The organism is Terrabacter sp. P2_E3 (assembly GCF_056403915.1).
This window is the reverse complement of sequence record NZ_JBFUEN010000007.1, coordinates 37511-55841: the sequence shown is the minus strand read 5'-3', so window position 1 is coordinate 55841 and position 18331 is coordinate 37511. Positions and strand designations below refer to the sequence as shown.

Genomic DNA, 18331 nt, shown 5'->3' with positions numbered 1-18331 from the left:
ACCGTCCGTCAGAGCCAGGCCGGCGGACGGGGGATGCGTACGACGGTGAGCCCGCCGACGCGCAGCACGTCGGCGTGGGGATCCTGCTGCACGGCTTGGGCGATGGACGCGCACTCGGCCGGCTCGCACCACCGCGGGTAGAGACCCTGCTGGTCGTAGAGCATGGACCGCACGGTGACGGCGGTCATCGAGCCCCGGGCCGTCGCCTTCCAGCGCGGCTCCATCCACATGACGACGGTGTCGCCGGGGTGCTGGCCCACGAGGGCTGCCGTGTCGCTGACGATGACGTCGTACTGGTCACGCGTCACCCGGTGCGCCCCGAGGTCGGTGCGCCAAGAGACGACGCCGACGACGGCGATGAGCGCCAGCGCCACCAGGCCGGCGATTCGTGACGGCCGAATTCCTTTGAGCAGCAAGGCCGCCGGCAAACACACGGCGGGCCAGGCCCAGAGCGATGCCCTCGTGCCGGTGACCACGCCGGAGTAGACGGTGAGCCCCGCCTCGAGTGCCACGACGATGACGAGGGCGCCGAGCACGATGACGGCCGCGCGTCGCGTCGTGGAGTCGACGAGCGCCCAGACGACGCAGACGGCCGCGACGACGGCCGCCCATCCGAGAAGAGCCACGAGGGAGGCGAACTGGGTGCCGTAGCGCCCGACGTTGGTCGTGAGGTCGTCGAGGCTCCTGAGCGGGTTCGGCCGACGCCAGGCCGAGATGGTCAGGCCGAACGTGCCGAACGCGAGCCAGTTGAGGGCGTACACCGTCAGGACACCGATGCCGTACGACGCGACGAAGGCGACGGCCCCGACGAGCAGGCGGCGCGTGGACTCACCGAGCTCCGTGACGACGAACGTGAGGAACACGAGGGCGGCCACCGGCGGGTAGGACAGGATCGACAGGACGACGAAGACCACCATCCAGACCGCGAGCATCCAGCGGCGTCTCCGGGCCCAGGGGAGCGTCCACACGGCCGTGGCGGCGACGATCATCGAGGCCGAGAGCGTGCCGGGCCAGTAGATGAGGCGGATCCAGATCGCCGACACGAACACGGCGAAGGCCAGGACGAACGTCGAGAGCCGGGTGGGCGGCGCCAGCGCGCGGACGAACCCCCACACGAAGGCGGAGTAGGCCACGACGAAGACCGTGGAGGCCACGACGATCGAGGTGCGCTGTCCGATGACGTACCAGTAGACGGTGTTCAGCCAGCGGCCCTCGTAGAGGTTGCGGATGAGCTGTGCCGTTGATCCCGGCTCGTGGCGACCAAGAGTGAACGACCAGTCGTCGTGCCGGATGAACGGGTGTGCCACCTGCAGCACCGCTCCGGTGACGACCAGGGCGAGGCACAGGGCGCCGAGGACCACGAGCCGGTCGGGCGGTGTGCGCCGAGGGCGCCAAGACGAGCGCTCCCTCGTCGCCGGCTCCGCCGTCACGCTGGCGGTGTGGGTCATGCGGCCCCCTGGGTCCGGTGGGGTCGAACATTCGGGCACAGCCCCTGACTCTGCTCTCCCGCACCACGGTAGCCCCAGCACCTGCACGGTCACTGGTACGTCGATGCCAGGACCCGGTGCGTCGCGGATCGGGTACGTCGTGCAGGATCGAGCCACCGGGGCAACGAGGGGCACAGGGAGGTCGAGGATGCCCGAGGGTCACACCATCCACGCGCTCGCCGACCGCCTCGACCGGGCCTTCCGGGGCCACGAGGTCGAGGCGTCGAGTCCGCAGGGCCGGTTCGCGGCCGACGCCGAGCGCTTGGACGGACGGGTGTTCGAGCGGGCCCAGGCGTGGGGCAAGCACCTCTTCGTCGAGATCGGGGATGCGACGCTGCACGTCCATCTCGGACTGATCGGCATGTTTCCCGTGAAACATCTCGACGCTGCCGTCCCACCGGCCCCGGTGGGAGCCGTCCGGCTGCGGCTCGTGGGTCCCGAGCACTGGGCCGACCTCCGCGGGCCGATGATCTGCACCCTCGTCGACCGGGCGAGACAACGCGAGATCGTCGGGACGCTCGGACCCGACCCCTTGCGGCGTGGCCAACGTGCAGATACCGGGTGGGACCGGGTGCGACGGAGCCGTCGCACCGTGGCGGAGCTGCTCATGGACCAGTCCGTCGTGGCCGGGGTCGGCAACGTCTACCGCTGTGAGGTGCTCCATCGTCTCGCCGTCGACCCGCTCACGCGAGGCGTCGATGTGTCCGAGGAGGTCTGGCGCGAGATCTGGGCCGACCTCGTCCTCCTCATGCCGCTCGGTCGGGTGTTCTCGCAGATCCTCACCGTCCCGGACCAGGTGGAGGCCGCCGCCCGCGCCAAGCGCTCGGGGCGGGCTCGGGAGATCAGCCGACGGCTGACGGGGGAGCGGCTCGGTGACACCTTCGACCGGAGGTTCCTCGTCTACAAGCGCACCGGAGAACCGTGCCCGAGGTGCTCGAATCCCTTGCAGGAGAGGGAGATTGCGGGACGTCGACTCTACTGGTGCCTGGCGTGCCAGGTGCGGCACTGAGACCCGCGCGACTCACCAGCCCCTGAACGGCGCACGCGCCAGGACGGGGATCTCGACGTAGTCGTGGCAACCGAGCACTGGCAGCATCATCCGGGGCGGCTGGGGCATCCGGGACCGGCCCTCGTCCTCGGCGAGGTCGACGGGGGCGCCCAGGGTCAGCACCTCGTCACCCAGGTGCATGCGCCCGCCGCCTGCGGCCCTGAGATTGGCGAGCCAGTCGACCCTGCGACCGTAGGTCAGGGCGACCGTGACGACACCGCCGCGGTCGAAGGCCATCATCGGCACCCGGAAGGTGCGCCCCGACCGTCGGCCGACGTGCTCGAGCTCGACGAACCAGCCATGGCCGGCGAGGTGGACGAGGGCCTTGTTGAGAACCTTCTTGTTCAGCTGCGTGACCGCACGAGGGATCGGCATCGGGACCTCCGCCCCCAGCCTCGCACCCGCGACGCCTGCCGGCACCCCGGAACGTCTCCCACGGGCCTGACGACAGAGAGACACTCCACCTGTCCCTGCCGGGCCCACGCCCGCCTAGGCTGGCGCCATGGCCCTCACCGGATCGCGGCCGGCGCCGACCCACGTGCTCGCCCACCTGTCCGACACGCACCTCATCGCCGCCGGCGGACTGCTCGCCGGCCACATCGACACCGAGGCGCAGCTGCGCAAGGCTCTTGCGCGGGTCGAGTCGTCGGGGGAGCGGGTCGACGCCCTCGTCCTCTCGGGTGACCTCGCCGACAGCGGTGACCCCGCGGCGTACGAGCTGCTGCGCGACATCGTCGACCCCGTCGTCGCGCGGCTCGGCTGCGCCCTCGTCCTGACCGGCGGCAACCACGACGAGCGTCGCCCGATGGCCCGCACGCTCCACGGCATCGACACGGATGCCCCGCAGGACACCGTGACCGACTGCGAGGGGCTGCGTGTCATCGCCATCGACTCCGCGGTGCCGGGCTATCACCACGGCGGCTTCTCCGACGACCAATATGCTTGGCTGGCAAACGAACTGGCCACACCGGCGGAGCACGGCACGATTCTCGTCATCCACCACGCCCCCATCACCTACCGATCTCCGGTGATGCAGCTGCTCGACTTCGACGACGTGGATCGACTGCGCGCGGTCGTGGAGGGCAGCGACGTCCGCGCGGTCCTCAGCGGCCACCTCCACGTCACGAGCTTCGGGACGCTCGGCTCGGTCCCGGTCATCGTCGCGGGTGGCGTCAGCTACGTCGACGACGTCGGAGCGCCGCGTGAGCTGCTCATGGGCGTCGACGGTCCCCAGTCGTGGAACCTCGTCGAGGTGCACGCCGACCAGGTTGTCGCCACCGTCGTGCCGATCGAGCAACACGAGACGTGGCCCGCGCTCTCGGCGGCCGTCACGGAGTTCATGGAGACGGTGCCGGAGGCCGACCGCCGCGAGGTCTTCTCCCGGAAGCGCACGTGACCAGATGTCCCTTTCGAAAATCGAAGTGTCGAGAAGGGTGACCCCCGATCGACATGGGAGTGAGGGTCCGACACGCGGGCCGCACGCAGCTAGGAGTCAGACATGAGCCAGGTCGAGAAGGCCACATCCGCAGACGGCACGACCATCGCCTTCGAGGCCTACGGCACGGGACCCGTCGCGGTCGTCGTCGGTGGCGCCTTCTGTGACCGCGGCGCGTTCCGGGACCTCGCCCAGGCGCTGGGCGAGCTGGGACTGACGGGCGTCACGTACGACCGTCGTGGACGCGGCGACAGTGGAGACACGCAGCCGTACGCGGTTGCGCGCGAGGTCGAGGATCTCAACGCCGTCATCGCGGCAGCAGGTGAATCCGCCTCTCCCGCCTACGCTTTCGGCGCCTCGTCTGGCGGCGCGCTCGTCGTCGAGGCCATCGCCGCGGGCGCACCGATCGCCAAGGGGTCGGCCATCGAGGTGCCCTACCGCAGCGACGCCTGGCCGGCACCGGACGACTACATCGGCACCCTCGAGCGCTTCGAGGCGGCGGGTGACCGCGAGGGCATCCTGCGCTACTTCAACAACATCGTCGTCGGGATGCCCGACGAGATGGTCGAGGGGATGAAGGGCACACCGATGTGGGATCCGATGCTCGCGATGACCTACACGGTCAAGTACGACGGCCTCTGCCTGGGGGGTGACGACCAGAACCTGCCCACCGAGACCCTGGGCCGCGTGACGGTGCCCTTCCTCTCGGTCTGCAGCAGCGGCACGATGATGCCGGCCCTGCACGACTCGGCCGTAGTCCTCGCCGACGCGCTGCCTGACGCCCGGGCGGTCGAGCTCCCCGGCGAGTTCCACCAGGTCCCCGCGGCGGTGCTCGCCCCGGTCCTCGCGGACTTCTATCGCTCCTGACGCGCGTATGCCGTTGGGTTGCCTTGTGTGACAAGGCAACCCAACGGCATACGCCGTCGAGGGACTCGTCAGCCGGCCAGCAGGGCGAGCACGGGGTTGTGCTCCGGCGGCACGACCTCACGCGGCGGCCCCGGCGGCGTGCCGTCACCGAAGGGCGAACCGCCGAGCTCCTCACGGCCGTGCGGCGTCGCCCAGTTCTCGAGGGACGGGCCGAGGGGCACGACTCCTGTCGGGTTCACGTCGCTGTGCACGACGTAGTAGTGCCGTTTGATGTGCGTGAAGTCGACCGTGTCGCCGAAACCGGGCGTCTGGAAGAGGTCACGCGCGTAGCCCCACAGAGCCGGCATCTCGATGAGCTTGCTCCGGTTGCACTTGAAGTGGCCGTGGTAGACGGGGTCGAAGCGCACGAGCGTCGTGAAGAGGCGCACGTCGGCCTCGGTGATGTGGTCGCCGACGAGGTAGCGGCGCGTCGACAGGCGCTCCTCGAGCAGGTCGAGGTTCTCCCAGAGCCGGCGGTAGGCCTTGTCGTAGGCGTTCTGGGTGCCGGCGAAGCCGCAGCGGTAGACGCCGTTGTTGACGTAACGGTAGATCGGCTCGCTCACCGACTCGATCTCGTCGGCGAGGGCCTCGGGGTAGAGGTCGGGTGCACCCTCGCGGTGGAAGTCGCGCCACTGGGTCTCGAGGTCGACGGTGATCTGCTTGAAGTCGTTGGTCACCACGGCGCCGGTCGGCACGTCGACGATCGCGGGAACGGTGATGCCGCGGGGGTATTCGGGGTCGCGCGTGAAGTAGGCGTCCTGGATGCGGGGGATCTGCAGCACCGGGTCGAGGCCGCCGGGGTCGAGGTCGAAGGTCCAGCTGCGCCGGTCGTGGGTCGGGCCGCAGATCCCCATCGACAGGGCGTCCTCGAGCCCGAGGAGGCGGCGCACGATGGTCGCGCGGTTGGCCCACGGGCACGCCCGGGAGACGACGAGGCGGTAGCGGCCCGCCTCGACGGCGAAGCCGTCCCGACCGTCGGCCGTGATGCGGGTCGTGATGTAGTTCGTGTCGCGCTTGAAGTTCTTCTCGACGTAGGTGCCCGGCTCGCTCATGCTGCCCACCCTAATTCGGTATGTCGCGTGGCTCGGGGAGCGGCCTCGGCAACTCTCGACAGGGCCACGTGGCGAACTCGCCACGACCCCCGAGCCACCTCGACGCCGCGTCTACACCAACCCGACACGGCGGTTCTCGTGGTCATGCTGCCGACCGGGGGGCGGCGGGTCAGAATGGGGAGCATGAGGGCTGTGAGGAGACGCGATGCGTGAGCTCCGGCCCCTGACGCCCGACGTCGTCGGCGACCTGGTCGGTGCGTGTGCGCCGTGCACGTTCTGGCAGACGGTGCCGCGCAACGGCCACTCCGACGCGGGCGACCCGCTCGACGTGCTGGCCGAGTGGGTCGAGACGGTGACGGCCGACTGGGGACCTCCGGGTCGGATCGCCTACGTCGACGGCACCCCGGCTGGTCACGTCGTCCTCGCCCCGGCGCGACACGTCGCGCGGCTCGCGGCGTTCCCGACGTCGCCGCAGGACCCGTCGACGCTCATGCTCGTCACGGCGGTCACGAGGCCCGGGTACGCAGGCCGGGGACTGCGCAAGGCCCTCGTGCAGTCGGCCGCGAAGGACGCCCTGCGGCACCGCACGCGATCCCTCGAGGCGGTGGCGGCGCGCCCGCTCGCCGTCTCGAGGCACACCTGCGTGCTCGACGTCGCCTTCCTCGAGAAGGTCGGCTTCCGGGTCGAGCGCGACCACCCGGCATACCCGCGGCTGCGGATCGACCTGCGCACGGTCGTCACGTTGCGCGACGGGGCGGCGGCAGCGATCGTCCGGGCCCTGGACCGGGTGCCCCGGGTGCGGCCGGTGCCCGAGACGCATCCCAACGGGTCGAGCCACGCGCACGTGACCGACCGCCGCTGAGCCGTCGAGACGGCTGCCGCGCGTCAGCCGACCGTGCGCTCGGCTCCCACCTGCTGCGCGCGCATGGTCTCGAGGTGGCGACGCAGGTCGTCGAGACGCAGGACCCCGGTGCGCGACGTGTCGGCCTCGCCGAGGTAGACGCGCTGGAGGGCCACGACGACGGCCTCGGCCACGTGGTCGAGGGTCTGCGCGCTGGCCAGGGCCGAGGCGTCGCCCTCGTGGCTGAGGTAGCCGAAGTCGAGGCGGACCGCGGGCATCCGCGTGCGTCGCAGCAGCGGCCACGTGCGAGCGTGAGCGCGGCAGTCGGTCAGGCCGGTGCGGGCCACGACCTCGCGCAGGAGCAGGTCGGCAAAGCTCTCGCCGATGACCGACCAGTCGGCGTGCGCGGCGTTGTCGGGGTGGCCGTAGAAGTAGGTGGCCGCTCCGTGGGCCGAGCCCGTGACGGAGTGGTCGGTGTGGAGCGAGAGCACGAGGTCGGCCTCGCAGGAGTTGGCGAAGGCCGCCCGCTCCTCGTCGGTGCCGCCGTCGGTGGCCTCGGTGTGGGTGAAGACGACGCTGACGCCGTGGGCGGAGAGCCGGCCCTCGATGCGTCGGGCGAGGTCGAGCGCGAGCCGGTCCTCGGCCAGCCCACGCAGGCCCTGGGCACCCACGTCGCCGCCGCCGTGTCCGGGGTCGAGCACGATGGTGCGCCCGCTGAGGCTGTAGCCGCTGCGACGGATCTGCTCGCGCTCGCGCAGGGCGTTGGCCGATCCGCCACTGACCGAGCGGCGCAGCCCCGCGAAGGCCCGCATCGTCTCGGGTCCGACGGTGCCGTCGGGGACGAGCCCGACCGCGGCCTGGAAGGCGCGCAGCGCGGCGTCGGTGCTCGGTCCGTGGAGGCCGTCGACCTTGCCGGGCGTGAAGCCGAGCTCGACGAGCCGGGACTGGAGGGCCACGACGTCGTCACCCTCGACGAAGTGCTCGGGGACGTAGCGCAGCACCCGGTCACCGAGCGCCCAGCGGGCGCCGTCGAGGACGGCATACGTGGAGCGACCGACGATGCCGTCGACGATGAGGCCACGACGCTGCTGGAAGGACTTGACGGCCTGCTCGACGCGTTCGTCGTAGACCGCGTCGCCGAAGCGGTCGCTGTGCCCCGAGCCGCCGGGAAGGTCGCCCGAGAGGACGAGGCGTTCGCACACGGCGGCCACGGCCGGGCCGGAGTCACCGCGCCGGAGCACGACTGACTGCTGTGGGGTCATCTCGGCTCCTTTCCTTGAGGGGCTCCGGAGGGGGTCGCGGGTGGCTGTGCGTCAGTCCGGAGCGGTCGGGCGCCGTGAGCAGCGTAGTACGCGAAAGGGGTGGCACCGTGACGGTGGACCACCCCTTCGACGTTTGGCTGTCAGGCGATGAACTCCTCGAGCTCACGCAGGAGCTTCGGCTTCGGGTGCGCGCCGACGATCGTCTTGACGACCTCGCCCTTGACGTAGACGTTGAGCGTCGGGATAGAGACGACGCCGTAGCGGGCGGCGGTGTCGACGTTGGCGTCGGTGTCGAGCTTGACGACCTCGATCTTGTCGCCGTACTGCTCGTTGATCTCCTCGAGGATCGGGGCGACCTTGCGGCACGGGCCGCACCACGTCGCCCAGAAGTCGACGAGCACGGGCTTGTCGCTCATGAGGACGTCGTCGGCGAAGGTGGCGTCGGTCGTGTTCTTCAGTGCCATGGAGATTCCTTCTCGTGGTTGGCGCGGGGGCGGCGGGGCTGGGTCGTGAGTTCGGGCGTCGGGATCGACGTTAGGCGTCGGCGCCGACGGTGACGCGCGGGTCGGGGATCTCGCCCGAGTCCGTCTCGTCGATGACGGCGGCCTCGGCAGCGGCCTCGGCGGGTGACGTGGTGTCCTCGAGCGCGGCGAGGTAGTGCTCGGCGTCGAGGGCGGCGGCGCAGCCGGACCCGGCCGCGGTGATGGCCTGGCGGTAGGTGTGGTCGACGAGGTCGCCGCAGGCGAAGACGCCCGGCACGTTGGTGCGGGTCGACCGGCCGTCGACGAGGACGTATCCGGCGTCGTCGAGAGACACCGTGACGCCGTCGCCGGCCGCGAGGAGCTCGTTGCGGGGGTCGTGACCGATGGCGACGAAGAGTCCGGTGATGGGCAGCTCGCGGGTCTCACCGGTGACGGTGTCGCGCAGCGTGATGCCGGAGAGCTTGCCCTCGCCGTGGATCTCGGCGACCTCGGAGTTCCAGGCGAAGCGGATCTTGTCGTTGGCGAAGGCGCGGTCGGCCATGATCTTGCTGGCGCGCAGCTCCTCGCGGCGGTGGATGATCGTCACGGTGCGGGCGAACTTCGTCAGGAAGGTCGCCTCCTCGATGGCGGAGTCGCCGCCGCCGACGACGGCGATGTCCTGGTCGCGGAAGAAGAAGCCGTCGCAGGTCGCGCACCACGAGACGCCGTGGCCCGAGAGCTCCTTCTCGCGGGGCAGGCCGAGCTCGCGGTAGGCCGAGCCCATGGCGAGGATGACCGAGCGGGCGCGGTGGAGGTTGCCCTCGCCGTCGGTGACGGTCTTGACCTCGCCGGTCAGGTCGACGGCCGTGACGTCGTCGGTGACGAGCTCGGCGCCGAAGCGCTCGGCCTGGGCGCGCATGCCGTCCATGAGGTCGGGCCCCATGATGCCGTCCTTGAAGCCGGGGAAGTTCTCGACCTCGGTCGTGTTCATCAACGCGCCACCGGCGGTCACAGCGCCCTCGAAGACGAGGGGCGCGAGGTTCGCGCGCGCGGCGTAGACGGCGGCGGTGTATCCCGCCGGGCCTGAGCCGATGATGATGACGTTGCGGACGTCGGACATGTGGGCTGCTCCTCGTGAAACTCGTGTCGTGGCCGCTCGTCCCTGCCCGGTGACCGACTGGAACCGGTACGGCGGGAGGCCGCGAGCCGCATAGGCCTCAACCGATCCTAGGCGGTTGTTGTTCCCGCGCTTGTCAGCCTGCGCGGGTGCGCCCGCGTGGCGGGACAGCGCGTGGTGCGAGTGCGCTCGTGGGGCTCAGGGGACCGGCGTGGCACCCGCGAGTAGGCCCGGCGCCCCGGTCGTGCAGCTGCGCTCGACGGCCCAGGCAGTGCTGGCGCCGGCCCTCGTGACGACGACGACGACCGCTGGACGTCCGGCGAACGTGGCGAGGTCTGCCGACACGGCATCGGGCGCCGGGTCGGCCGCACCGACCGCGCCGATCTCCTCGAGGCACGCCTCCAGCCCGATCGGCGTCGCGATCGGCCCGATACCCGGAGACTCGGCCGCCAGGTCGCGGATCGGCTGGCCGGGGTGGTCGAGCAGCGCTCGGGCCTGCGTGGCGAGCGTGCCGGCGGTGTATGCCGTCGTGCTGAGCTGGATGTGCAGCCCGCCGGAGGTCCCCGGCGGGCTGGGCGGGGACGTCGTGGCCCCCGAGGCGTACGTGTCGCCGACGACCGCCGCGCCGTTGGGACGCTTGGTCACGTGCAGGGCCGAGGCGCCCACGGCGACGACGGCGGCAGCCGCGGCGACCGCGGCCACGAGGTAGATCGGCTTGGGACGGACGGCGCGAGTCGGCATCGCGAGCACGGTGTCGTGGTCCGCGTCGTCCGTCCCCATGGCGTCCGAGCCGGAACGTGAGGCGGACAGCGGTCCGGGGTCGACCCGCAGCCGGGTCGCGTCGAGCAGGGCGCCCGAGATGCGCTCGGACACGGCGTCGGGCATCGGTCCCGGGTCGGCCGCGCCGGCGAGCAGCGTGCGCACGTGCTGCTCGACGTCCGCGTCGAGGCGGGTCAGGGGGGCGTCGTCCGCGACCTCGTGATCGAGCCCGTCGAGATGGGCGGGAGGTGCCGGCTCCGTCGCCGCACGTCCGTCGGGGTCACGGACGCGAGGGTCGTGCTCAGGGGTGTGCGCGGACTCGTCCACGGATGTGGTCCTTCGGGCAGAGCGTGCGGTGGTCGTACGGGCAGGGCAGGGGTATGCCGGTCGCCGTGGTTTCGACGGCCCCCTGTGGCCGTCGGGTTCCACCGGATTCAACCATTCTTAGGCCGGTGCCCGAGCGGTGACCCGGCGAGCCCAGGGGCCGACCGGTCACCGGTCGTCCCGTACCCCATGGGGGCCGGACGTGGACCGCCGTCAGTCCTGCTCGACGGGACGGACGCCCGGCGTGAGCCCGAGGTGCTGGGCCAGGGCCGCGCGTCCGCGGGCGCACCGCGACTTGATGGTCCCCTCGGCCACGCCGAGGATGACGGCGGCCTCGGCCACGGGAACGGCGTGCATGTCGACGAGCACGAGCGCCGCCCGCTGCCCCTCGGGGAGCCTGGCGAGGGCCTCCTGGATGTCGAGGCGGACCTCCGTCGAGGCGTGGTGGTCGTGCCGGTCGGCGAGCTCGTACTCGGGCAGCTCGGCGGTCGGCTTGCGCCGACGGAGCCGGTCGAGGCAGGCGTTGACGATGATGCGGTGCAGCCACGTCGTGACGGCAGCCTCGCCGCGGTAGGACTCGGCACGGCGGAAGGCCGCGATGAAGCCGTCCTGGACGCAGTCGGCCGCGAGCTCGGGATCACGCACGGTACGCAGCGCCACGGCCCACATCCGGTCCTTGTGCCGGCGGAAGAGCTCGGCGAAGGCATGGTCGTCGCCGTCGACGTGCAGTGCCAGCAACTCCCGGTCGCTCAGATCAGCGATCGGGGCGGCAACCCCCGGGCTCACGGTCAGCGCACCGTCACTTCGCTGATCTGCGCGCGGTAGTGGTTCGCGGCCTCGGCGGGCGCCGCCTTGGTGACGATGACGAGGATCTTGCTCGCCGGCTGGAGCTGGCCGCTGGTCTTGATGACGACGGTGCCGTTGGCCTTCTTCATCGAGCCGATCTTCTGCGCGCCGTCGAGCGACTTCGTCGAGCCGGAGTCGGTGGCGTAGACGGTGACGTTCTGCTCGGCGGGCAGGACGAGCTCCACCTCCTTGACGACGGTGGGCGCGCTGAGGTCGAGCAGGACCCCGACGCCGTCCTTGTTCCCGTTGAAGGAGGCAGTGCCGTACCAGCGGGAGCGCCACTGGGTGCTCGGGTCGCCGTCGAAGGTCAGCTTGACGTTCTGGTCGGCCTCGGTGCCGTCCTCGGGGTCGAAGCCCGTGCCGCCGACGACGCTGACCGCGGCGGCAGGCGGCGCCTGGGTCGTGCTCGGCGGCGCCTGGGTGGTCGTGCCCTGCGTCTGCGTGGCGGCGGGGGTGCGCGTCTTGGTCACCGTGACGGCGGGAGCCGGGCCGTCGTGCTGGCCGATCTTCATGACGTTGTTGATGCCGATGAAGAGCGCGATGAGCACGAGCACCCCGACGATCGCGAGCGCGATGCGGGACTGGGCACCGCTGGGGGCCTCAGGGGCCTCGCGGCCGAAGACGGGCAGGGGCGGCTCGAGGCGGGTCGCGGGGGCCTCGTCGAGCGCGTCGACGAGGCCGATGTCCTCGCCGTCGAAGTCGTCGTCGTGCGCTGAACGGCGCTCGGCGGCCCGGGAGGCGGCCTTGTCGGCGGCGGCGCGGGCGAACGAGCCGACCTTGTCGCCGATGGCTCCGGCCACGCCGGCTGCTGCCGCCCCGGCCGCGGCGACGCCGCCCTGGAGCCGCTCGGTGGTGGCGCCGCGGGCGGGCGTCGTGCCTGACTGTGCGTCGGGGACGCTGTCGAAGAAGATCGTGCTGGACGGGCCGGAGTCGCCGGCAGCGCCCGCCATCGATCCCCCGGCCACACCGGCCACACCGGCTGCGCCTGCAGCGCCGACCGCGGCGGCGCCGGCGCGCACCGACGGCATGACGCGCGTCGGCTCGAGGGACTCGCGGTCGTCACGACTGCGCAGGCCGATGCCGGTGGCGCCGTCGGACGACGCCTGCTCACTGGGCCACGGCGCGATCTGCAGGGCGAGGTCGCCGGGCGAGACCGGTCCACGCCGGCCGCTGCCCAGGGTCATCCGGCAGATGAGGTCGAGGTCGTTGGGCACGCCCACGGCGATCTCCGAGGGGGCGGCCACGCCGCCGACGATCGTCGGGGCGGCCTCGAGCCCGACCGGCCCGCCGGCGGGGATCAGCCCGTCGTCGACGGACACCATCGGCCAGCGACCGGTGAGGCCGGCATACGCGATCTTGACGAGGCCGACCGCGTCGGCGCGGGACGCCCGCTCGTCGGAGAGCCGGTCGGCGTCGGTGAGGGCGGCCTCGGTGGCGAGGCCGCGCACCTTGACGGCGCCGTCGGACATGCGCAGGAGCGAGCTCGGCGTCAGGGCCAGGTGGTGCAGGCCGCGATGGGTCGCCTTGTCGAGGGCGGTGGCGGCCTCGCCCGTCAGGCGGCGCACCTCGTCGGGTGGCAGGCCACCGCTCTGCAGCAGGTGCGAGAGGGGCGCGGCGCCGGTCAGCGGCTCCTCGACGATGAAGCCGACGCCCTGGTCGGTGCCCACGTCGAGGACCCGCACGAGACGGGAGTCCTCGATGCCGGCGGCGCGGCGGGCCGCATCGAGGGCGGCGGCGGCGACCGACGAACCGGCCGGGAAGCAGACGAGAACGACCTCGCGCTCGAGGGTGTGGTCGTTGGCACGCCAGCGTTCGTGGTGGGTGCCCTCGGAGGTGCGCAGCGTGACCGCATAGCGGCCGCCCAGGACGGATCCGGGTCCGACTCCCTGCACGTGCGTCACCCTCCCTCGTCATGTCGTGCGCGGATGCGTGGCTCGCCACCCATCCTAGGCCGACTCAGTCGTGATCCCGGTCGTCCGCATCGCCGAGCGCCTCGTGTGCCGCGGTGACGGCCTCGATGTCGGCGATCTCGTCGACACGCGAGGTGCCCTTGACCACGGCGCGGATGACGCCGGCCAGCAGGACGAGCCCGACGAGGATGCCGCCGACCCAGTAGATGGCGGCGTCGAGCGGGTTGGCCGACACGGGGATCGTGGCGGGCGAGCCGATCTGGGTGCCGTCGGCGGTCGTGAGGAAGGCACGGATCTCGGCGCGCCCCGCGGCCACCGCGGCGACCTCGACGGGGACGTTGGTGCGCGAGGACGGCCCGATCGTCACGGGGTCGGGCTGCTCGACGATCCGGATCCGGGGGTTGTCGGGCACGAGCCGCAGGCGGATGTTTTCGACGGTGTAGTCGAGACCGTTCTCGACCGTGATGCGCAACGTGCCGTTCTCGGCGAGCAGGTTGATCGTGCTCGTGCGCGGCACGACCCGGATGGCGCTCGTCGCGGCCTTGATGTCGGCGTCCACCGAGTTGGCCAGGGTGACCCACCCGGCAGGGTTCCAGCGCCACCGGGCGCTTGCGAGCCCGTCGAGCACCTCGCGGTAGGTGCGCTCGAACTCCTCGCCGTCGCGCAGCACCGACGAGACGCTGAGGAGCGTGTCGCGCTGGTCGGCCATCCGGGCGAGCCGGCGCGCGTTGAGCACGGGCTTCGGGGCGGCGGAGGCCACGGCGGTGGTCGGCCTCGTCTGCGGCACGGCCTTGTCGTTGCCGCTGTCGGTGAGCAGCGACGCGGCGTCCACGGTCTCGAGCCAGGGCGCGCTCGACGTGGCCGCGAGGAAGGTCGCGAGGTCGGCGGCGTCGGGGTCGTAGGTGCGCGGCGCGGTGACGAGCACGGAGCGCGGCGTGCCGGCGCGCTCGCCGAGCAGCACGAGCGTCTCGGCGAGGTAGCGCTGCACCGACAGGACGGGGCTGGGGTCGGTGCGCTTCGGGAGCAGTGCGGACAGACGCGTGTTGTACGCGAGCAGCCGCGTCCCGCTCGCCGTGACCCGCCGCGCGGTCGGGGTGTATGCCGTCTCCTTCGTCACAGCCGCGGCGTTGACGACGATGCCGGCGGGCTTCTTGACCGTCGTGCCGGACAGCAGCGTCTTGATGCCCTGCTCGCGCCCGGCGGGGAGGAGGCCGTCGACGGGCCAGACGATGTCGGCCCGGGCCGGCTGCCCGAGGCGGCCCGCGAGGGTGGACGCCCGGCTGACGAGGTCGCGCACGAGGGAGTTCACCGGGTCGACGCCGACCGTGGCGGCGACGTCGGCGTCGGCGTACGGCAGGGCCCAGACGCTCCGCCCGCTCAGCTGCGTGACGACGTCGTCGCCGAGGCGCGCGATGGCCAGCGTGGCCTCGGACGGGGTGCCGGCCGGCGGCGGGGTCGACGTCGTCGGCGGGGTCGACGGGGTCTGGGTGGTGCCATCGGGGGCGGGGGCGCTCGTCCCGGCTGCCGGGGCCGGGGTGCCCGTGGTGCCCGTGGCTCCCGAGGCGGACGGGGCGGGAGTGCCCGAGGTGCCGGAGGGCGCTGGAGCGGTGGTGCCGGTGCCGCCGGGCGTCGACGTACCGCTCGGCGTCGGACCGGTCGTCCCGGAGCCGGCGCCCAGGTCGGGACCGAGCACCGACGGGTCGACGGCGAGGTCGACCGGCGTGCCACGCGTGCCCTCGAGGATGCGGGCCACCCGCGAGTCGGGGCCGATCGCCTGCTCCCAGGCCGCCAGGCGGGCCGCGTCGTCGCGCGCGGCGAGCGCGACGGTGGGGGGGAGGGTCACGGGCAGGACCGTCGCGACCTTGAGCGGGACGTACTCCTTGCGGCCGTTCCAGGCGATGAAGGTGCGCGTCATGCCGGTGGGCTCGCTCGCGCCCTCCTGGACGACCTCGACGGAGATCGGCAGCGCCGCGAACGCATCGTCGGACCGCAGCCGCTCCCACGGGACCGTCGCGGTGAAGGGCTGCGTCTGACCGGCGGCGACCGTGGCCAGCGACGTCGTGTCGACGGTGCGGCCGGACGTCTCGGTGCGGCCCGTGGCCCAGTCGTCGAGGGCGCTGCGCTGGTTGACCGTCACGTCGCCGCGCACGACCCGGACCTCCGGGCCCGAGAGCGGTCCGGTGAGCGGTGCGGTGACCGTGCCCGTGATGGTGACGTCCGTGCCGGGTCCGACGACGGCGGGTGTCAGCGTGTCGAGCACGACGACGGCGACGTCCTTGGCGGGCACCACGGCGGCTCGGTGGGTGGCGGACGAACCGGGCCCGGCGGCATACGTGCTCGGCCCGGCCGGGGACGGGACGGCGCTCGCGGCCGGGCCGACGGACAGGCCGATTGCCGCGAGCGTCGCTGCCGTGGCGGTCAGCCGGCGCACGAGGTGGCTCCCGCGGCGCCCCCTCGTGTCGGGACGCCGCGACCCTCGAAGGATCACGCCGTCCCCGCCAGCCGGTTCCACGCCGCCTGCGCGATGCGGCGCTCGTTGGGGAAAGTGAGCCTGCGGTGCACCTCGTCGAGACGCATCCAGGCGACGTCGATGGCCTCGTGGTCGGGGTCGTTCTCGATGGAGAGCTCACCGCCCGTGGCCTCGAGGAGGTAGTGGTGCACGAACTTGTGGACGCGCTTGTTGGACGTCGCGAACCAGTAGTCGATGGTGCCGAGCTCGACGAGCACGCGGCCCACGATGCCGGTCTCCTCGGCCACCTCGCGCGCGGCCGTCTCGACGAGCGTCTCGCCCGGCTCGACGTGGCCCTTGGGCAGACACCACTCGACGCGGCCGGCCCGGTTGCGGCGAGCGATGATCGCGATGAGGGCCAGGCCCTCCTGCACGTCCACGACGATGCCGCCCGCAGAACGCTCCTCGACGGCGGGCAGACGCCTCCCCGGCACGGGGCTGGGGACGGGCTGCGCGCTCACATCGCCACCATAACGGGCAAGGCCCGGAGCGCTCTCGTCGTCGGGGAGACCCCGCACGCGAGGGGTGCCGACCGGCGGGCCCGGGGCGGGGTCGGTCGGGTCCCCGTCGGGTCCCGGGCGATTCCCGGGCGCGTATGCGTGGCCCACCCCTCGCGTACGCGCGCGGTCAGGAGCAGCGCGAACGCTCACTAGGCTGGTCGGGTGCCTGACCGTTCCGACACGCCCCTCGCCGACAGCCACGAGCCGGTCGACGCCGGACTCCCGCTCCTGCGGGCCGCCGTCGCCCGGCTCGCACCCGTCCTGCCCATGCTGACCGAGCTGGGGGAGCGGTTCGCCGCCGCCGGGCACGAGCTGGCCCTCGTCGGCGGGCCGGTGCGCGACGCCTTCCTCGGGCGTGTCTCACCCGACCTCGACCTCACCTCCGACGCCCGTCCCGACGACATCCTGGCGCTCGTCGTCGGATGGGCCGACGCGCACTGGGACATCGGTCGCGAGTTCGGCACGATCGGCCTGCGCAAGGGTGCGCACGTCATCGAGATCACGACCTACCGCGCCGACACCTACGACCGCACGTCACGCAAGCCCGAGGTGATGTTCGGCGACCACCTCGAGGGCGACCTCGTCCGGCGCGACTTCACCGTCAACGCCATGGCGATCCGGCTGCCGAGCCTCGAGTTCGTCGACGTCCACGGCGGGCTCTCCGACCTCGTGCGGCAGCGCCTCATGACACCGGCCGCGCCGGAGGAGTCCTTCGCCGACGACCCGCTGCGGATGATGCGGGCGGCGCGCTTCGCCTCGCAGCTCGGCTTCGACGTCGCGCCCGAGGTGCGTGCCGCGATGGTCGAGCGGGCCGGCACGCTCTCGATCATCTCGTCCGAACGGGTCCGCGACGAGTTCACCAAGCTGCTCCTGTCGCCCCGGCCCCGGCTCGGTCTGACCCTCCTCGTCGACACCGGTCTCGCCGAGGTCTTCCTGCCCGAGCTGCCCGCGCTGCGCCTCGAGCTCGACGAGCACCACCGGCACAAGGACGTCTACGACCACTCGCTCATCGTCCTCGAGCAGGCGATCGACCTCGAGGGCCCCCCCGACGGTCCGCCGGAGTCGGTGCCGGGCCCCGACCTCGTGCTGCGTCTCGCCGCACTCCTCCACGACATCGGCAAGCCGGCCACCCGGCGCTTCGAGGACGGCGGCGGCGTCTCCTTCCACCACCACGAGCTCGTCGGCGCCAAGCTCGCGAGCAAGCGGATGAAGGCGATGCGCTTCGACAAGGACACGACCAAGCAGGTCGCGCGCCTCGTCGAGCTGCACCTGCGCTTCCACGGCTACGGCGACGGGCAGTGGACCGACTCGGCCGTGCGGCGCTACGTCAACGACGCCGGGCCACTGCTCACGCGCCTGCACCGGCTGACGCGGTCGGACTGCACGACGCGCAACGCCCGCAAGGCGCAGCGGCTGTCGCGGGCCTACGACGACCTCGAGAAGCGCATCGAGCGCCTCGCGGCCGAGGAGGAGCTGGCGAGCGTCCGTCCCGAGCTCGACGGCAACGAGATCGCCGAGGCCCTGGCCATCCGTCCCGGTCCGGTGCTGGGGGAGGCCTACGACTTCCTCCTGTCGGTCCGCCTCGACGACGGACCCATCGGCAAGGACGCCGCCCGCGAGAAGCTGCTCGCCTGGTGGGCCGCCCGCGAGTCGGTGGGCTGACGGTTCGCGGCCGTCGGGCTTCCCCTTGTGTCCGCGCCTGAGCGGGCTGCGCCGCGCGGGCTGCGCCTGAGCGGCCGCCCATGTTGCGGTGGGGAGTTCTCCCCATCGCGGCGCCGGTGGTGCGGTCGTACGCTCGACGGGACCTCGTTCCCGCGCCGCCATCGCCGCCGTGACGGTGCGTCACCCGATCTGACACGGCATGCCGTGAATGA

General features: G+C 72.3%; 16 protein-coding genes. 5 read left to right on the top strand and 11 right to left on the bottom strand.

What is annotated here, in order from left to right:
- Positions 1–8 precede the first annotated feature (8 nt).
- Positions 9–1448, bottom strand: a complete 1440-nt coding sequence (locus AC1DW8_RS10465; RefSeq protein WP_478093804.1) for a hypothetical protein — start codon at positions 1446–1448, stop codon at positions 9–11.
- Positions 1449–1635: 187 nt separating this feature from the next.
- Here AC1DW8_RS10465 and AC1DW8_RS10460 point away from each other — a divergent pair, with 187 nt between their 5' ends.
- A complete protein-coding gene (locus AC1DW8_RS10460) occupies positions 1636–2496 on the top strand; it encodes an Fpg/Nei family DNA glycosylase (protein ID WP_056780437.1) in 861 nt (286 codons plus the stop codon).
- 12 nt (positions 2497–2508) lie between these two features.
- Here the strand turns inward: AC1DW8_RS10460 and AC1DW8_RS10455 are convergent, their stop codons facing one another.
- Positions 2509–2910, bottom strand: a complete 402-nt coding sequence (locus tag AC1DW8_RS10455) for a nitroreductase family deazaflavin-dependent oxidoreductase (protein ID WP_056780432.1) — start codon at positions 2908–2910, stop codon at positions 2509–2511.
- Positions 2911–3037: 127 nt separating this feature from the next.
- On the opposite strand from AC1DW8_RS10455, the gene AC1DW8_RS10450 reads away from it, so the two are divergent.
- Positions 3038–3931: a metallophosphoesterase gene (locus AC1DW8_RS10450; protein WP_056780430.1), complete on the top strand. Its 894-nt coding sequence runs from the start codon at positions 3038–3040 to the stop codon at positions 3929–3931.
- 102 nt (positions 3932–4033) lie between these two features.
- Positions 4034–4837: an alpha/beta fold hydrolase gene (locus AC1DW8_RS10445; protein ID WP_056823354.1), complete on the top strand. Its 804-nt coding sequence runs from the start codon at positions 4034–4036 to the stop codon at positions 4835–4837.
- 68 nt (positions 4838–4905) lie between these two features.
- Here AC1DW8_RS10445 and AC1DW8_RS10440 read toward each other — a convergent pair whose 3' ends face one another.
- On the bottom strand, positions 4906–5928 hold the full coding sequence (locus AC1DW8_RS10440; protein ID WP_478093800.1) for a glutathione S-transferase family protein: 1023 nt from the start codon (positions 5926–5928) through the stop codon (positions 4906–4908).
- Positions 5929–6133: 205 nt separating this feature from the next.
- Here AC1DW8_RS10440 and AC1DW8_RS10435 point away from each other — a divergent pair, with 205 nt between their 5' ends.
- Entirely contained in the window at positions 6134–6790 is a 657-nt protein-coding gene (locus tag AC1DW8_RS10435; RefSeq protein WP_478093798.1) for a GNAT family N-acetyltransferase, read from the top strand.
- A gap of 23 nt (positions 6791–6813) precedes the next feature.
- Here AC1DW8_RS10435 and AC1DW8_RS10430 read toward each other — a convergent pair whose 3' ends face one another.
- The 8 genes from AC1DW8_RS10430 to AC1DW8_RS10395 all read right to left on the bottom strand — a co-directional run bounded on the left by AC1DW8_RS10430 (position 6814) and on the right by AC1DW8_RS10395 (position 16418).
- Positions 6814–8031, bottom strand: coding sequence for an N-acetylmuramoyl-L-alanine amidase (locus AC1DW8_RS10430; protein WP_056823345.1), 1218 nt, complete (start codon positions 8029–8031; stop codon positions 6814–6816).
- Positions 8032–8171: 140 nt separating this feature from the next.
- Positions 8172–8495 (bottom strand): thioredoxin, encoded by a 324-nt coding sequence (gene trxA / locus AC1DW8_RS10425; RefSeq protein ID WP_020141635.1) that lies wholly within the window; start codon positions 8493–8495, stop codon positions 8172–8174.
- Between the two features lie 70 nt (positions 8496–8565).
- Positions 8566–9612, bottom strand: a complete 1047-nt coding sequence (trxB, locus tag AC1DW8_RS10420; RefSeq protein WP_478093795.1) for a thioredoxin-disulfide reductase — start codon at positions 9610–9612, stop codon at positions 8566–8568.
- 195 nt (positions 9613–9807) lie between these two features.
- The gene (locus tag AC1DW8_RS10415; RefSeq protein ID WP_478093793.1) at positions 9808–10695 is read right to left on the bottom strand and encodes a hypothetical protein; all 888 of its coding nucleotides are present in this window, start codon (positions 10693–10695) and stop codon (positions 9808–9810) included.
- Between the two features lie 210 nt (positions 10696–10905).
- On the bottom strand, positions 10906–11478 hold the full coding sequence (gene sigM / locus AC1DW8_RS10410; RefSeq protein WP_056823337.1) for an RNA polymerase sigma factor SigM: 573 nt from the start codon (positions 11476–11478) through the stop codon (positions 10906–10908).
- 2 nt (positions 11479–11480) lie between these two features.
- The gene (locus AC1DW8_RS10405) at positions 11481–13430 is read right to left on the bottom strand and encodes a protein kinase family protein (RefSeq protein ID WP_478093791.1); all 1950 of its coding nucleotides are present in this window, start codon (positions 13428–13430) and stop codon (positions 11481–11483) included.
- Positions 13431–13494: 64 nt separating this feature from the next.
- Positions 13495–15879 (bottom strand): DUF6049 family protein, encoded by a 2385-nt coding sequence (locus AC1DW8_RS10400; protein WP_056823332.1) that lies wholly within the window; start codon positions 15877–15879, stop codon positions 13495–13497.
- Between the two features lie 53 nt (positions 15880–15932).
- A complete protein-coding gene (locus tag AC1DW8_RS10395) occupies positions 15933–16418 on the bottom strand; it encodes an NUDIX hydrolase (RefSeq protein ID WP_020141640.1) in 486 nt (161 codons plus the stop codon).
- Positions 16419–16619: 201 nt separating this feature from the next.
- Here AC1DW8_RS10395 and AC1DW8_RS10390 point away from each other — a divergent pair, with 201 nt between their 5' ends.
- On the top strand, positions 16620–18119 hold the full coding sequence (locus tag AC1DW8_RS10390) for a CCA tRNA nucleotidyltransferase (protein WP_478093788.1): 1500 nt from the start codon (positions 16620–16622) through the stop codon (positions 18117–18119).
- Positions 18120–18331: the final 212 nt, after the last annotated feature.

What these genes read in the sequence shown, in the direction of transcription:
- AC1DW8_RS10460 (WP_056780437.1), top strand. Translation starts at nt 1,636, where the DNA reads ATGCCCGAGGGTCACACCATCCACGCGCTCGCCGACCGCCTCGACCGG.
- AC1DW8_RS10430 (WP_056823345.1), bottom strand. Translation starts at nt 8,031, where the DNA reads ATGACCCCACAGCAGTCAGTCGTGCTCCGGCGCGGTGACTCCGGCCCG.
- AC1DW8_RS10435 (WP_478093798.1), top strand. Translation starts at nt 6,134, where the DNA reads ATGCGTGAGCTCCGGCCCCTGACGCCCGACGTCGTCGGCGACCTGGTC.
- AC1DW8_RS10445 (WP_056823354.1), top strand. Translation starts at nt 4,034, where the DNA reads ATGAGCCAGGTCGAGAAGGCCACATCCGCAGACGGCACGACCATCGCC.
- AC1DW8_RS10455 (WP_056780432.1), bottom strand. Translation starts at nt 2,910, where the DNA reads ATGCCGATCCCTCGTGCGGTCACGCAGCTGAACAAGAAGGTTCTCAAC.
- AC1DW8_RS10440 (WP_478093800.1), bottom strand. Translation starts at nt 5,928, where the DNA reads ATGAGCGAGCCGGGCACCTACGTCGAGAAGAACTTCAAGCGCGACACG.
- trxA (WP_020141635.1), bottom strand. Translation starts at nt 8,495, where the DNA reads ATGGCACTGAAGAACACGACCGACGCCACCTTCGCCGACGACGTCCTC.
- AC1DW8_RS10465 (WP_478093804.1), bottom strand. Translation starts at nt 1,448, where the DNA reads ATGACCCACACCGCCAGCGTGACGGCGGAGCCGGCGACGAGGGAGCGC.
- trxB (WP_478093795.1), bottom strand. Translation starts at nt 9,612, where the DNA reads ATGTCCGACGTCCGCAACGTCATCATCATCGGCTCAGGCCCGGCGGGA.
- AC1DW8_RS10450 (WP_056780430.1), top strand. Translation starts at nt 3,038, where the DNA reads ATGGCCCTCACCGGATCGCGGCCGGCGCCGACCCACGTGCTCGCCCAC.